This is a genomic window from Nannocystis sp. RBIL2 (assembly GCF_026626745.1).
Classification (GTDB): Bacteria; Myxococcota_A; Polyangia; order Nannocystales; family Nannocystaceae; genus Nannocystis.
In genome coordinates, this window is the sequence record NZ_JAPNJW010000001.1 from 5,045,225 (window position 1) to 5,059,547 (window position 14,323).

At 71.5% G+C, this 14,323-nt stretch carries 10 protein-coding genes; 5 read left to right on the top strand and 5 right to left on the bottom strand.

Annotated features, from left to right (window positions below):
* Positions 1–346: 346 nt before the first annotated feature.
* Positions 347–2,176 carry an adenylate/guanylate cyclase domain-containing protein gene (locus tag OV090_RS20025; RefSeq protein ID WP_267705454.1) on the top strand — a complete coding sequence of 610 codons (1,830 nt, stop codon included), beginning with the start codon at positions 347–349 and terminating at the stop codon, positions 2,174–2,176.
* A gap of 166 nt (positions 2,177–2,342) precedes the next feature.
* Complete coding sequence (locus OV090_RS20030) at positions 2,343–3,023, top strand: hypothetical protein (protein WP_267705455.1); 681 nt, start codon at positions 2,343–2,345, stop codon at positions 3,021–3,023.
* Between the two features lie 52 nt (positions 3,024–3,075).
* Here OV090_RS20030 and OV090_RS20035 read toward each other — a convergent pair whose 3' ends face one another.
* Genes OV090_RS20035 through OV090_RS20045 form a run of 3 tightly spaced genes read right to left on the bottom strand, consistent with a single transcriptional unit; the run spans position 3,076 to position 6,481 of the window.
* Complete coding sequence (locus OV090_RS20035) at positions 3,076–5,211, bottom strand: caspase family protein (RefSeq protein WP_267705456.1); 2,136 nt, start codon at positions 5,209–5,211, stop codon at positions 3,076–3,078.
* The gene (locus OV090_RS20040) at positions 5,208–6,002 is read right to left on the bottom strand and encodes a hypothetical protein (RefSeq protein WP_267705457.1); all 795 of its coding nucleotides are present in this window, start codon (positions 6,000–6,002) and stop codon (positions 5,208–5,210) included. The genes OV090_RS20035 and OV090_RS20040 overlap by 4 nt, the downstream gene beginning before the upstream one ends.
* Positions 5,999–6,481, bottom strand: coding sequence for a sigma-70 family RNA polymerase sigma factor (locus OV090_RS20045; protein WP_267705458.1), 483 nt, complete (start codon positions 6,479–6,481; stop codon positions 5,999–6,001). The genes OV090_RS20040 and OV090_RS20045 overlap by 4 nt, the downstream gene beginning before the upstream one ends.
* 277 nt (positions 6,482–6,758) lie before the next feature.
* Here OV090_RS20045 and OV090_RS20050 point away from each other — a divergent pair, with 277 nt between their 5' ends.
* Positions 6,759–8,090, top strand: a complete 1,332-nt coding sequence (locus OV090_RS20050) for a hypothetical protein (protein WP_267705459.1) — start codon at positions 6,759–6,761, stop codon at positions 8,088–8,090.
* Positions 8,091–8,263: 173 nt separating this feature from the next.
* Positions 8,264–10,864, top strand: coding sequence for a serine/threonine-protein kinase (locus OV090_RS20055; protein ID WP_267705460.1), 2,601 nt, complete (start codon positions 8,264–8,266; stop codon positions 10,862–10,864).
* A gap of 57 nt (positions 10,865–10,921) precedes the next feature.
* Here OV090_RS20055 and OV090_RS20060 read toward each other — a convergent pair whose 3' ends face one another.
* The gene (locus OV090_RS20060; RefSeq protein ID WP_267705461.1) at positions 10,922–12,190 is read right to left on the bottom strand and encodes a hypothetical protein; all 1,269 of its coding nucleotides are present in this window, start codon (positions 12,188–12,190) and stop codon (positions 10,922–10,924) included.
* 139 nt (positions 12,191–12,329) lie between these two features.
* Between OV090_RS20060 and OV090_RS20065 the strand changes: the two genes are divergently transcribed.
* Positions 12,330–12,902 carry a hypothetical protein gene (locus OV090_RS20065; RefSeq protein ID WP_267705462.1) on the top strand — a complete coding sequence of 191 codons (573 nt, stop codon included), beginning with the start codon at positions 12,330–12,332 and terminating at the stop codon, positions 12,900–12,902.
* A 61-nt stretch (positions 12,903–12,963) separates the two neighbouring features.
* Here OV090_RS20065 and OV090_RS20070 read toward each other — a convergent pair whose 3' ends face one another.
* The gene (locus OV090_RS20070; RefSeq protein WP_267705463.1) at positions 12,964–14,304 is read right to left on the bottom strand and encodes a cyclic nucleotide-binding domain-containing protein; all 1,341 of its coding nucleotides are present in this window, start codon (positions 14,302–14,304) and stop codon (positions 12,964–12,966) included.
* Positions 14,305–14,323: the final 19 nt, after the last annotated feature.

Here is a 14,323-nt window from a genome sequence, read left to right on the forward strand (position 1 = left end):
GCATTCTCCGGCGCGTCACTCCGGACAAGCCCGAGGGCGCGACCCGGGCCTCACGCGAACTTTCGCAATGAGTATGCAGACCGCTCCTCCCTACGCGGCCCGCATTCCCGCGCTTCCCGGACGAACCACATCTATTCTGGAAATCAACGACAATCCGGCGGAGCACGCCCTGAACTCAGGGCGAACGACTCGGGGCTCTACAGCGTCTCGGCACACGCGGCGGAGACGTCATGTCATTACATGTCTCATTGAACATGTTTTACGCACTACCCTCAAGAGTCGCGTGCGCGAACGCGCGCCGCGCATTTTTCGCTTGCGCGGCGCCGCCCTGCTAAAGTCGGGCGTGATGCAGCCGGAAGTCTACGCCTGGGAGTTCGACATCCCCGTCGCCCGGCCCTCGCTGTGGGCCTTCGTGTCCGACACCGAGCGGCTCAACCGGCTGGCCGGTGTGTTCCCGGTCCACTATCAATACAAGCCGCTCGACACCGGCGGCAGCGAGGTGGTCGCCGAGGCGCGGGCCGCGGGGATGCTGCTGCGATGGGTCGAGCGCCCGTGCGAATGGGTCGAGCCGGAGTACTTCCGCTTCACCCGCGATTACAGCAAGGGCCCGTTCGTGCGCCTGGTGTCCGAGGTGCGCCTGCGCGACGGCGACCGGCCGGGCACCACCAAGTTGACGCACACGATCACGGTGACCCCGCGCCACTTCATGGGTCGCGTGCTCGCGCGGGTGGCCATCGGCGTGCAGACGCGGGCCGGCTTCGCCCGCGCCTACGCCCTCGCGCCACAGTGGGCCGCCGGGCAAGAGCTGCCGGCGATCGGCAGCGAGCGCCTGCCGCCGCGCGGGTTCGCGGCCCGCGAGCTGCGGCGCGTGCTGGTCCCGCTGGCCCACCGCCTCGGCAGCCCCGCGCTCGCCGAGCAGCTGTCGCATCACCTGCTCGCCAGGCCCGACAGCGAGCTCGACAGCCTCGCGCCGTACGTGCTCGCGGGCGAGTGGCAGGTCGATCGGCGGCCGCTGCTGCGCCTGTTCCTCCACGCCACCAAGGCCGGCCTGTTCGACCTGCAGTACCACCTCATCTGCCCGTCGTGCCGGCGCAGCAAGGCCAGCGTCGCCTCGCTCGCCGACCTGCGCGAGCACGGCCACTGCCCGAGCTGCAACATCCGCTTCGGCGTCGACTTCGACCGCGCGGTCGAGGTCCGCTTCTCCCCCCGCCCGCTCGGCGTCGGCGAGGAGTCCGCCGAATACTGCCACGCCGGCCCGCGCAACACCCCGCACCGCGTCGCCGGTTGGAACTTCGAGCCAGGTACTTCGAGACAGGTCGAGACGCTGCTCGGCGCCGGCCGCCATCAATTCATCTCGCCGCAGGCCGGCTCGGTCTACTTCGACGTCGTCGACGAGCCCGACGCCCCGCGAGAGTCCGCCCTCACCCTCGCCACCGACGGCCTGTCGGGCGCGTCCGCGCGAGTGCGCGCCGGGGTCGTACGATTCGCGATCGACAGCCACTTCGGCGTGCCCGCCGAATTGATGATCGCCCGCGCGCGCTGGGCCGACGACGCGGTCACGGTCGCCGAGCTGACCGCGCTGCAGGAGTTCCGCGAGCTGTTCGGCAGCGAGCTGCTGGCTCCCGGCGCCGAGTTCTCGATCCAGAACATGGTGTTCCTGTTCACCGACCTGGTCGGCTCCACCGCGATGTACGAGCGGCTCGGCGACGCGGCCGCGTTCGGCCTGGTGCGCCGCCACTTCGACCTGCTGGCCGACATCTATTCACAGCACGGCGGCGCCCTGGTGAAGACGATCGGCGACGCGATCATGGCGGTGTTCCGCCGCGGCGACGACGCCTTCCGCGCCGCCCTGGCGATGCACGCGAAGATCCCCGGCCTCCGCGAGGCCGAGGGCGGCGCCGGCCTGGCCCTGCGAATCGGCCTCCACCGCGGGCCCTGCATCGCCATGACCGCGAACGACCGCATCGACTACTTCGGCACCACGGTCAACACCGCCGCGCGCGTGCAGGGCGTCGCCGGCGGCCACGAGGTCGCCCTCAGCCCGGCCATGCTCGAGCTGCCCGAGGTCCGCGCGGCCCTCGCCGAGACGAAGCTGCCCGCCCGCACCGAGGAGCTCAAGCTCAAGGGCCTGGCCGGGCGCCACGCGATCTCGATCGTCCAGGTGCCGCCGGCTTGATGATTGGTCAATGCATCTTCGGCGCATGTCTTCCACGACATGCCCTCGAGGATGTCTTGATAATAGAAAGCTCGGCGTGGCGAGCGCCGCGGCGAACGCCTCGCCGTCGTCGTCGCGCTTCGAGGTGCCCCTCGGGAGTTATCGATTATGCTGCCTCGTCGCAGTTATGATCCGAAGCACCGTCGAATGCCGGCTCGTCCTCGCGCTCGCCCTCGCCGCCTGCAGCGCCGAATGGGACGGCGAGGAGTCAGAATCTCGGTCGGCGCGGAGCCTCGATTCGTGCGCCACGCCGCAATTCGCCGACGGCGCCGGCCCCGGCACGCTCGTGCGCTGCGAGGGCCAGCTCGCCAAGTCGTTCTTCTACTACGATCAATGCAAGCTCGCCTGCGGCAATCCTGTCAAAAAACCGGTCGAGCCGGTCGCCTTTCCCGCGGACGACGAGGTGGGCGCCTGTTGCGAGGCGGGCGCGTCGGCGGAGGCTCTGGCGGCCACCTGCAAGAGCGACTGCGCCCACGGGGCCTGCCTCGGCGCGCTCCTCCGCTTCGACGAGCTGATCACCGACCCGACGACCACTGCCCCGTGCGGCGGCCTCGCCGGCTGCAAGGCTCGCGTCCTCCAGTCGCTCACCCACTACAAAAATTTCCTCGCCGCCAACTTCGCCGCCTGCGTGCAGGCGGTCGTCGCCGACCAGCTGTTTCCGCTCGGCGAACCGCCGTGCGGCCCCTTCGCCGGCTGCCTCAAGACCGGCAGCCTCGAGCTGCATTGCGAGATCTCCGGCGTTTACGACGACGTCGTCCTCGAGCCCGTGTGCGAGCAGGCGCTGAACCAGCCGCCGGCCGCTCCGTGACATGACCCCGAGGACATGCTCTTTCGCGCATGCCCCTTTGACGCAGCCGCGGTCACAGCGAGATGCCGACCACGAAGCCGGGCCACACGCGCATCTCGTGGGGGTCGATCGGCGCGCGCGTGACCACCCAGCCGTAGCCCATGCGCTCGCGCCCGCCCTGGAAGTCGATGTCGAGGTTGAGGGTCGGGCCGCCCCACACCGCGAACCTGCGGTTCTCCTGCCAGCCGAACATCACGCGCAGGCTGTTGATGAGGGCCGGGTTGTCGCGGAAGCGGAACTGCGGCTGGGCCCAGTAGGTGGCGAGGTCGATGTCGAGGTAAAAGCGCTGCTTGATCGGGATGTGACCGCCGAAGCCGAGGCCCGACATGAAGCCGCGGCCCTGGCCGGCCGGGTGGAGGCCGATCGCCAGGAACGAATAGGTGTACTTGGCGCGGAACTTGACCGCGAGGTTGAGCGCGGCGATGTCGGAGGTCCAGATGTCGGCGTAGATGCCGCCCTTGCGCGTCACGTTGAGCACGCCGACCTGGGCGTCGGCCTCGTCGGCGTAGTTGATCACGCCGATCTGCGCGCCGCGGACCTTGCCGGCGGCGACGCCGATCACGCCGACCTGGGCGCCGCGGATCTCCTTGGTGACGTTGACCGGGGCGATCTGGGCGCCGGCGACCGAGCGGGCCCAGTTGACGCCGCCGACCGCCTGGATCCCGCGCATGTGGCCGCGGACGAGGTTGACGCCGGCAGCCGCCTGCACGCCGTGGGCGTCGCCGCCGACGCTGTTGAAGCCGGCCGCGCCCTGGACCCCGCTCAGGTTGCCGCCGACGATGTTGACGCCGGCGGTCGACTGGAGGCCATGCACGTTGCCGCCGACGTAGTTAGCGCCCGCCGACAGCTGGACCCCGCGCACGTCCTCGTCGACCCAGTTGCCGCCGCTCGACACCTCGACCCCGTGGATCTGCGCCGCGCGACCGAGGATGAGGTTGAGCGAGAAGCGGTTGATGACCTTGCGCTGCTTCTCGATCTTGTTCGTGGTCAGCGGATAGACGAGGCCGAGCTGGAACGGCATGACGCGGTACTGCGACGGATCGATCGGCACCTCGTCACCGCGCATGGTGGTCGTCTCGGCGCCGACGGCAGTCAGCTCGGCGCGCGTGAGCTCGTTCTGCACGCCCGGGCGCACGTCGACGGTGCCGCGCCACATCTTCGCGCCGTCGTCGATGACGACCGAGTAGCGCCCCGGCTCGAGCGCCAGCGACACCGCGCCGGCGCCGACGCCCTTGTACAGCTCGGCTGCCAGCCGGCCGTCGGCGTCGCGCACGTAGACCCGCCCGCCGACGCTCGAGTGGATGTCGAGGACCGCGCTCGTCTCGCGCAGGTCGGTCATCACCAGGTCGCCGGTGCCGACCAGCTGAATGTCGTAGACCGGGTGCTGCGCCCGCCCCAAAGTCGTCTCGGTGCCCTTGAGCGTCTCGTCGAACGCGAAGCGGTAGGCCTCGTGCAACGTGACCCGGCGGTCGCGGTTGACGTCGGCCGCGCCGCGCAGGCCCGACACCAAATAATGCGTGAAGTAGGAGCCGCCGATCCGGTCCGACTCCTGCGCGGCTTCTTCGGCCGAGCTCGACGTCAGGAAGGCGTGGCCCTGGATGTTGGCGTCGCCGGTCGACAGCGGCGGCCGCATCTTCCCACCCTTGAGCCGCACGAACGCGCCCGACGAGCACGAGTCGAGCAGGCCGAGGCGGACCTGGGCGTCGACCGCGTGGATGAGGCCGCGCAGCTTGGGGTAGTCGATCTGCGACGCGCCGAGGTGGACCCCGCGATCGTCGGCGTGCCCCGAATAATAGAAGAGGAACTGCACGCGCTCGCCGGCGGCCCGCGCCTTGGCGACGCGGTCCTGGGCCCAGCGAAAGCCGTCGAGCAGCTGCGTGGGGTTCGGATCGAGCAACACGAAAGCGTCGCGCCGATCGATGCCGCCGACGTCCGCGAGCACCCGCGACAGCGCCTTGGCGTCGCTGCCGGCGTAGCGCAGCTTGACGCGGCCGGGCCCGCCGTCGTTGGCGCCGACGATCAGCGCGACGCGCCGCGTCTGCGGCTGCGGCACCGGCACCGCGGCGGCGTCGTCGTAGACCGGCTCGCGCGGGGCGACGGTCAGCGCGCTGCTCAGGGTGAGCGCGGCCAGCGAGGTCAACGTGATCATGGCGACACCTTCTCGACGAGGAACGAGGACTGCGCCCAGCTCGCCGGCAACGCCAGCGGCCGCGTGGGAGCGTCGGCGAACGGGGCCACGGTCTTGAGCGCCGCGACCACCCGCGACGCGTCGATCGGCACGTCCGCGGTCACGAACACGAACCGCTCGAAGTTCGGCGCCGCGTCGAGTTCGTAGGATTGGGCCAGGCGGATCGCCCCGCCCTGGCGCAGCGCAGTCGAGCCGCCGGCCTCGGCCGGGAAGTGCAGCGTCACCACCCCCGCGCCGTCGAGCGAGGCCACCACCCCGTGGGTCGCCCCGGCCGCGACGTAGCTGACCTGAAGGACATCTCCGGCCCCGGCCCGCGCCGGCGCCCGCAGCTGCTCGGCAGCCTCGCCGACCTGGCGGTGCAGCACCAGGTGCGAGGCCAGGCCCTTGATCCGCACGCCGTCGGCAGATTCCCCTTGGGACATGTCGTTAAAGACAGATGGTTCCACGCCCGGCGCTTCGGGGTCGCCCGGGCGCAGCATCACGATCGCCACCGCCGCGGCCGCGGCCATCGTCGGCAGGCCGAACCACCACGCCGCGTGGCGCTGGCGGTGCGCGCGGGCCTCGGCCATCCGCTGGCCGGCCCGGCGCCCGACCTCGGCGGCCACCGCCGCGGCCGGGTGGGCGGCCAGGATCGCCGCGTTCGAGGCCCGCAGCGCCGCCAGCTCGGACTCGTCGATCGCCCCGCGCCGCTCGCCGGCCGCGATCTCCTCGACGTGCAGCGCCGGTCGCTTCCTCGTCCCCGCGTCGCTCATGCGGCCCCCTCTCGCGCCATCACGCCGGCGCGCAGCGTCCGGAGCCGCTTGCGGACCCCCGAGACCGACATCCCCACGCTCTCGGCGACCTCCTCGAGCGTCATCCCGTCGACCAGGTGCATCACCGCCATGGTCCCGGTCGACACCGGCTCGCGCGCGAACAACTTGCCTAACACGACCCGCGCCACCCCGCGCGACTCGGCGTCGTCGATCGCCGCGATCTCGGCCAGCATCTCCGACTGCGGGTCCTCGGGCCGCCGCTTGCGCGAGCGGATCTTGTTGAGGCACACGTTGGTGGCGATCCGCCACAACAGGCTGCACGCGCCCTTGTCGACCAGGCGCTCGCGGTGCACCAGTAGTTGTACGAAGACATCGTGCATGGCATCCACCGCCTGCTGCTCGTCGTGCAGCAAGCTCCGGCAGCGGCGCAGGACCATCGGTCCGTGGCGCTTGTAGGTCTCCTCGACGTCGATGGCCATCAGCCCCCGCTCGCCTCGACCCTCCAACACCGCCGCCGGCCGGACCTGTCACCGCGGCGGCGAATTTTTTTTGCCCCCTCGCGCGGCCCTGCGCGCGAAGCCGCGCCGGCCTCGGCGCCCGCGCCCGCGTGACCGCTCGGGCGAGCCCCTGTGAGGGACCGCCCTGCCCCCCCGATCGCGCCGCGCGGCATGGCGGGATGATTGTCCAGGCGCACACCGCCTCGCAAGCGCGACGCAGGCGGTGACACTTCTGCGGGCGCGCGGTGTTCGAGGTCGCATGCTCCGTGACCTCCGCTATCTCACCCCGGCGCTCCTCTTGCTCGCGAGCGCGTGCAAGGACGAAGAGCCCCCGCCCGCCGAAGAGACGACCACTACTTATTGGCAGCACGTCGCGCCGATCTTCTTCGACAGCTGCGTCGGTTGTCACACCGAGGGAGGCATCGCGCCGTTCCGCCTCGACAATTACGAAGACGCGCGCACCTGGGCCCAGTCGAGCGCCGCGGCCGTGGCCGCGCGGACGATGCCGCCGTGGCTGCTCACCGCAGACGGCAGCTGCGGCGAGCACCGCGACTCGCTGGCCCTGTCGCAGGAGCAGATCGACACCATCGCCGCGTGGGCCGACGCCGACGCGCCCGAGGGCGAGCCGCGCGACGACCTCGAGCCGGCGAGCCCGCCGAGCCTCGACGCGGGCCTCGACCTCGTGACCCCCGATTTCGTACCGAAGGCCGAGGGCGGCCCGCTGGCGGCCTTCGACGAGTACCGCTGCTTCCTCGTCGAGCCCGGCCTCGACCACGACCAGTTCATCACCGGCTATGAGGTCACCCCCGGCAACCCGCAGCTCGTGCACCACGTGCTCGCCATGGCGGTCGACCTCGACGCAGAGTCGTGGCTCGGCGACGGCAGCACCAACCGCGAGGTCATCGAGAAGCTCGACGACGACGGCCGCGACGGCTGGCCGTGCTTCAGCGCCGCCGGCGAGGGCGTCTCGGTCGAGCAGCAGCCGGTCACCTGGGCCCCGGGCATGGGCTTCGTCGACTACCCCGAGGGCACCGGCGTGCGCGTCCGCGACACCGACGTGTTCGTCGTGCAGATCCACTACAACCTCCACGACGGCCCGGGCAGCACCGCCTCCGACAGCAGCCAGGTGCGCCTGCGCATGGCGGACTCGGTCGAGCGCGAGGGCGTGTTCCTCATGATCGACAACTTCCTCGACACCCTCTTCTACGGCGAGCCCGCGTCGCTCCCGCCCGGCCAGCCCGCCGCGCGCTACGAGTCGGTGTCCGACGTCGGCGACTGGCTGCTCGCCGAGGTCGGCGCCGACTCGGTCGAGGTCCACGGCATCTTCCCGCACATGCACGAGCGCGGCCGCAAGTGGCGCGTCACCCTGTCCGACGACGCCGGCGAGCAGTGCCTCGGCGACGTCCAGCGCTGGGACTTCGCCTGGCAGACGTACTACTTCTTCACCGATCCGCCGCTGATCACCCCGAAGTCGCGCCTCAAGATCACGTGTGAGTTCGACACCAGCGCCGACAAGGAGCCGATCACGCCCGGCTGGGGCACGCAGAACGAGATGTGCCTGGCCGGCCTGTTCGTGGTGCCGCCCAAGTGATTCGGGGCACGCGACGAGGTGTCGCATCGGACATGTCCTCACGGACATTCCCGAACTAGAACATGATTCTCGCTCGCCCGCCGCGCGAGTTCGAGCGGGCCGGTCCGTGAACACGGGCGTGAACGATGCCTCACGTGACAGCGGCGGCGCGGCCAGCGTTTATACTGGGCTGCTTGTCGGACCCGGCCGGCGACACCATCCGCGCGAGCTCTCTGGCGCAGGCGTCGAACCTTACCGCGTCGGTGCTGGCGGCCACTCTCGGGGCCGCCAACACCGACGAGCCGCCGCTCGAGCTCGCCTCGGGCGAGGCGGTCGATCGCTACATCGTGCTGGCGCGGCTCGGCGCCGGCGGCATGGGGGTCGTCTACGCCGCCTACGATCCGGAGCTCGACCGCAAGGTCGCGCTCAAGCTGCTGCGCGCGCGCGCCGACGAGGCCGACGCGCGGGCCCGGCTGCTGCGCGAGGCGCAGGCGATGGCGCGGCTGCAGCACCCCAACGTGGTCGCGGTGTTCGACGTCGGGGCCTTCCGCGGCCACGTGTGGGTGGCGATGGAGTTCGTCGAGGGCCAGGCGCTGTCGTCCTGGTCGGCGGCGCTGCGCCGCAGCTGGCGCGAGGTCCTCGACGTCCTGTGCGCGGCCGGCCGCGGACTCGCTGCTGCGCACGCGGCAGGCCTCGTGCACCGCGACATCAAGCCCGACAACATCATGGTCGGCAGCGACGGTCGCGTGCGCCTGATGGACTTCGGCCTCGCGCGCAGCGGGGCGGGCGAGCTCGTGCCCGCGAAGCCGTCGCCCGGAGACGTCCCGCAAGACCTCGTCGCCACCCATGTCGGCGCGATCCTCGGCACCCCGGCTTACATGGCGCCGGAGCAGTTCGCCGGCCTGCCCGCCGACGCGCGCACCGATCAGTTCGGGTGGTGCGCGACCTGCTGGGAGGCGCTCTACGGTCAGCGGCCGTTCGCCGGCGACAGCCTCGTCGACCTCGCGCTCGCGGTCGGGAGCGGCGCGCTGCGACCTCCGCCGCCGACGGCCCCGCGCTGGCTGCGACGGGCGCTCGAGCGCGGCCTCTCGGCCGAGCCGCGGGCCCGCTTCGCCGCCATGGACGACCTGCTCGCCGAGCTCGCGCACGGCCAGGGTCGCGCGCGCCGGTGGTGGCAAGGCGTGGCCCTGACGACCGGCCTGCTCGGCATCGGCGGCCTGTTCGGCGCGCAGGAGCTCCAGGCCGCCGAGACCGTCGCCGCGTGCGAGCAGGCCGGCGCCGCCGTCGATCAGGTGTGGAACGCCGACGTGCGCGCCCGCCTCGCGTCCGCCTTCGCCAGCACCGGCGCCCGCCTCGGCGCGATCGCTGCCGACCACAGCGCCGAGTGGCTCGGCCGCATCGCGGCTGACTGGAAGGCCACCCGCGTCGCGGTCTGCCACGCCGCCACCGTCGATCACACGCACGCCCTCGAGCTCGCGGCCGGCCAGGTCGCCTGCCTCGACGAGCGCCGCATCGACCTCGAGGCGGTGGTCGGCGTGCTGGTCGAGGCCGACGCCGAGGTCGTGCAGCGCGCCCCCTACCTCGCGTCCGGGCTGGTGCCGGCGTCGACGTGCCTGCGCGAGGTCCGGAGCCCACCTCCAGTCGACCTGTCCCAGGGGACAGCTCTTGCCGCGCACCCGATCGCGCTGCGCCGGCGGCTGGTCCGCGCCGCCGCGCTCGAGGACTCGGGCAAGTTCGCCGAGGGCCTGGCCGCCGCGCGCGACGTGTTGCACGAGGCCGAGCGCTTCGGCCTGCCGGCCCTGCGGGCGGAGGCGCAGATCCGGATCGGCAACCTCCACGAGCGCCTGGGCGACGCCGCCGCGGCCGAGCGCGCGCTCGAGGAGGCGGTGTGGATCGCCACCGGCGAGGGCCACGACGAGCTGGTCGCGGAGGCCACCTCCACGCTGGCGTTCACGGTCAGCTTCCGCGCCGGTCGCCACGACGACGCGCTCCGCTGGGCCCGGCTCGGCCAGGCCGCGCTGCACCGCCTCGGCGCCGAGGACTCGCTGCGGGCCGCGCGGCTGCACAGCGTCCTCGGCACCGTCTACCGGTTGCGCGGCGACCTCGACGCCGCGCGCGAGCACTCCGAGCGCGCCCTGGCCCTCCGCGAGGCCCTCCTCGGCGCCGAGCACCCCGACGTGGCCCGCTCGCTCAACACCCTCGGCAACGTCGCTCTGGCCCGCGGCGAGTACGAGCAGGCGGTGCGCTACCACGAGCGCGCCCTGGCGATCCGCGGCAAGGCCTACGGCGTCGACAGCCACGACGTCGCTACCTCGATGCGGAACCTCGGCGACGCCCATCTCGCGCACGGCGCCCTCGACGAAGCGTTCATGTTCCACAACGACGCCCTCGCCCTGCGCGAGCGCCTGCTCGGCCCCGACCACCCCGACGTCGCGGCGGCGCTGATCGACCTAGGCCGCACTCAGACGGCCCGCGGCGCGGTGTCGGCCGCGCGCGACGCGTTCACCCGCGCCGCCGAGCTGCTCGAGCGCATCGCCGCCGCGGCCGACGCCCGCGCCGAGGCGTGGACCCTGGTCGGCGAGGCGACCCTGGCCGTCGGCGACCCGGTCCGCGCCGCCGCGGTGCTGCACCGCGCGCTCGAGCTGCAAGGCGAGGTCGGCCCGCCCTCCGAGCGCCGCGCCGCCACCCTCGCCGCCCTCGCCCAGGCCCTCCGCGCCCAGGGCCTCACCGCCCGCGCCGACGCAGTGGCCCGTGCCGCCGACGACGAAGCCGCCCGCGCCCACCGCCGTAAGTAACTTCAGAACATGTCTTCATGAACATGCGCAAAAAAGCATGTCCTATTGGACATGCCATCAACCGAAGCCGTCCTCGATGACCCAGCGGAAGCCGCGGGTCATCAGCGGCGCGTGCTCGGTGTCGAGGCGTTGCAGTCGCACAGTCACCGTCCCGCCGGCGATCGCACCGCGGAGGATCATCTCGTCGACCGCCGGCCGCTCGAGCGCCAGCACGTGCTTCGCGTCCGGATCGGCCATGCTCGTCATGGTCAGCGTCCCGGCCGCCTCGTCGTGCACCACGCCGTAGCCGGTCTTCTGGCCGCGCATGCCCCGGACCAGCGCCATCGGATACGGCAAGATCACCAGCTGTCGCCAGCGGAGCTCGTCGTGCTGCGACCACGGGCGGACCTGCCCGTCGTGGACGAACTCCACCACCTCCCACGCGCCCGCGAGCGGCCCGGGCTCCGGCTGCGGCGCGGCTTGACGGATCGCAGTCTTCACCGGCGTCTCGAGGATGCTGACGAACACGACCGCCTTGAGCACGACGCGGGCGATCCGCATGCGGCGGCCGAGCACGGGGGACGGATCGGCGAGCGCGGCCGCTCGCCCGCGCACGAACAGATCGATCAAGGCACGGGCCTCGTGCGCCACCAGGAACAACGCCATCAGCATGAACAGCGACGAGTAGATCTTTACCGCCACGTCGTAGCAGTAGTTGAGCACGACCACGTGCGCCATCACGCCGGCCGTCACGAGCGCCCCGAGCGTGGCCGTGCGGCGCCACAACAGCAGCGCCCCGCCGATCACCTCGGCCATCCCCGTGAACCCCTTGTAGAAGGGCGAGAAGCCCATGAACGACCACAGCAGGCCGCCGGGCGACGATTCGCCGTAGGTCCGCGAGAGGTGGACCGGGCCGAGCGGCTCCATCTGCCCGCCGAACACTTTTAAAAAGCCGTAGGACAGCATCATCATCGCCAGGCCGTAGCGGACGACGATCCGCAACCAGGCGTATTGCGTCGGGAACGGCAGACGGCGGTGCGGCAGGACGGCCCACACGATCGCGCCGACGACCGCGAGCACGAGGTACCAGAACTGCTGCACGTAGTTCCAGGTCATGTCGCTGCTGCCGGCGATCTCCATCGAGATCGGCCCTTCGATCCCGAGCGCCGCGTTGCCGAGGATCGGCATCAGCTTGACCCACAGCGTCAACCACAGCGCGCCGAACCACTCGTCGAGCAGCGGCACCGACAGCAGCATCAGCGGGACGATGTTGAGGCAAAAATAGAGGCCGACGAACGACAGCCCGAGCCGCCGCGCCAGATTCCAGCGTTCACCGTCATCGCCCATGCAGTCGACGCCTCCGGACCGCCATGACAGCCGCGACGCGCCCGGGTTCCGCACAATTGATTTTTTCTCGCCGAATTTCGTCGCGGCCCTCGCGTTGTCTGCGCGGACCGCTCGCGTCGTCTGGCGTATCCTCGCTCGCATGACCGACGATGCGCCGCCCGAGCTGATCCTGGATCGCATCGACCAGCGCGCGTACGAGGCCGGGCTCGCGCCGTCCGAGCCGGCGCACACCGTGCGCGTCTGGCAGGTCGCGCCGATCCGCGCCGAGTGGACCGCCGTGCTGCCCGTCGCGCCCGGCCACGAGGACGAGGTCCGGGCCCGCGTCGGCGCGCTCCTGGCGGCGTGTCCGGGCCCTGGGGGCGACCCGCCGCGCAACGCGATCGGGCTGCTGGAGCGCGGGGCCGGTCGCCGCGGCATGGCCTATCGACCGGCCGAGCGGCGGGCGTGGCCCGACGCGGCGCTGTACCTCGAGTTCATGCCGGCCGGCAGCGACATGGTCTATGCGCATTACGACCTGGCCTACCAGATCCTCGCCAGCGTCGCTCCCCGGCTGGCGGACGCGCGCTGGTACGCCATCTTGTCGCAATGCGAGGATGTCCTCGACATCTGGCAGATCGCCGGCGGGCGCCTGATCTTCGAGCGCCTGTACACCGAGGAGAACCGCGCCGCCGAGGTGCTCGCCGCGTTCGAGCCGTCGCTCGCGCCGGCGTGAATCCCTCGCCGACGCCCTCGCTCGTCAGAGCTCGGCGCGGCTCGCTTCCCGCATCTGTCCCTCAGGCCAGGTACTCAGGGCTGCCGACGCCGCCGAAGCGGGTCGCCAGAGTGCGGACGAACGCGGCCAGCCACGGCTGCATGACGTCGAGCTCGCGCTCGATCGTCTTCTTCGTCACGACCACGAGCTCGCTGTCGGTCAGCGCCACCACGCTGGCAGTGCGCGGCGAGGCGGCGAAGATCGCAGTCTCGCCGAACACGTCACCGGGCCCGAGCTGGCGCAGCACCACCTTGCCCTGACCGACATTCTTGAACACCTGAAGCTTGCCGGCGCGGACGATGTAGGCGGCCTCGCCGACCTCGCCCTCGCGGATGACGAGCTCGCCGGCGGCGACGCTGGTGACCGCGAAGCTGCCGCCGCCACGCAGCAGCGCCTTGATGTCGTCGATGAGGTCGTCGACGCGGCGGTAGCGGTCGTCGGGCTTGACCGCCAGCGCCTTCATGCAGATCCGCACCAGCTCGGGCGGGAAGCTGACCTCGGGGCCGACGACCACGTCGGGCGAGGTGACCTCGCCGCGCTGCGCCATCTTCAGCACCCGCTTGGGGTCATGGTCTTGATAGAGCGGGCGGCCGGTCAGCAGCTCGAACAGCAGGCCGCCGAGCAGGAACACGTCGGAGCGCTCGTCGAGCGACTTGCGGCGGCCCATCGCCTGCTCGGGCGACATGTACTCGGGCGTGCCCCAGACGATGTTGTCGGCCTCCTCGGGCCGCAGCGGCGGCAGGCTCTCGCGCGCCCACACCTCCTCGCTGCCGGGCCGCGGCGGCAGCAGGAACGCGTTGCCCCAGTCCATCACGAACACCTGGCCGTAGGCGCCGACCATGATGTTGGCGGTCTTGATGTCGCAGTGGAGCACCCCGCGGCTGTGGGCGAACGCGACGCCGTCACACACCTTGACGAACGCGTCGAGGCGGCGCTGCAGCTGGTCGGGCGTGCGAGCCGGGCGGCCATTGATCAGCGAGTAGAGCGAGCGGCCCTCGATCAGCTTCATCGTGAAGAAGATGCCGCCCTCGGGGTCGCGGCCGAGCTCGTAGATCGGCGCGATGTTCGGGTGGTCGAGCTGGCCCGCGACCTGGGCCTCGCGGATGAACGCGTGGACCAGCAAGTAATAGTTGTACGAGCCGGCCTGCAGGGTCTTGAGCGCCATGCGCCGCTGCAGCGACTTGTCGAAGACGACCCGCACCGAGCCCACGCCGCCGGCCGCGATGACGTCGCCGATCCGCAGGTGGCTCATGGCCGTCGGCAGCACCGACTGGACCAGGGCGCGGGTTCGGGCGTCGAGCGTGATCAACTCGCCGTCGAGCCCGACGACGGTGATCGGGATCTCCAGAGTCTCCTCGATCATCGCGCCTCACCCTATCACG

What these genes read in the sequence shown, in the direction of transcription:
- OV090_RS20070 (WP_267705463.1), bottom strand. Translation starts at nt 14,304, where the DNA reads ATGATCGAGGAGACTCTGGAGATCCCGATCACCGTCGTCGGGCTCGAC.
- OV090_RS20065 (WP_267705462.1), top strand. Translation starts at nt 12,330, where the DNA reads ATGACCGACGATGCGCCGCCCGAGCTGATCCTGGATCGCATCGACCAG.
- OV090_RS20045 (WP_267705458.1), bottom strand. Translation starts at nt 6,481, where the DNA reads ATGGCCATCGACGTCGAGGAGACCTACAAGCGCCACGGACCGATGGTC.
- OV090_RS20030 (WP_267705455.1), top strand. Translation starts at nt 2,343, where the DNA reads ATGATCCGAAGCACCGTCGAATGCCGGCTCGTCCTCGCGCTCGCCCTC.
- OV090_RS20025 (WP_267705454.1), top strand. Translation starts at nt 347, where the DNA reads ATGCAGCCGGAAGTCTACGCCTGGGAGTTCGACATCCCCGTCGCCCGG.
- OV090_RS20060 (WP_267705461.1), bottom strand. Translation starts at nt 12,190, where the DNA reads ATGGGCGATGACGGTGAACGCTGGAATCTGGCGCGGCGGCTCGGGCTG.
- OV090_RS20050 (WP_267705459.1), top strand. Translation starts at nt 6,759, where the DNA reads ATGCTCCGTGACCTCCGCTATCTCACCCCGGCGCTCCTCTTGCTCGCG.
- OV090_RS20040 (WP_267705457.1), bottom strand. Translation starts at nt 6,002, where the DNA reads ATGAGCGACGCGGGGACGAGGAAGCGACCGGCGCTGCACGTCGAGGAG.
- OV090_RS20035 (WP_267705456.1), bottom strand. Translation starts at nt 5,211, where the DNA reads ATGATCACGTTGACCTCGCTGGCCGCGCTCACCCTGAGCAGCGCGCTG.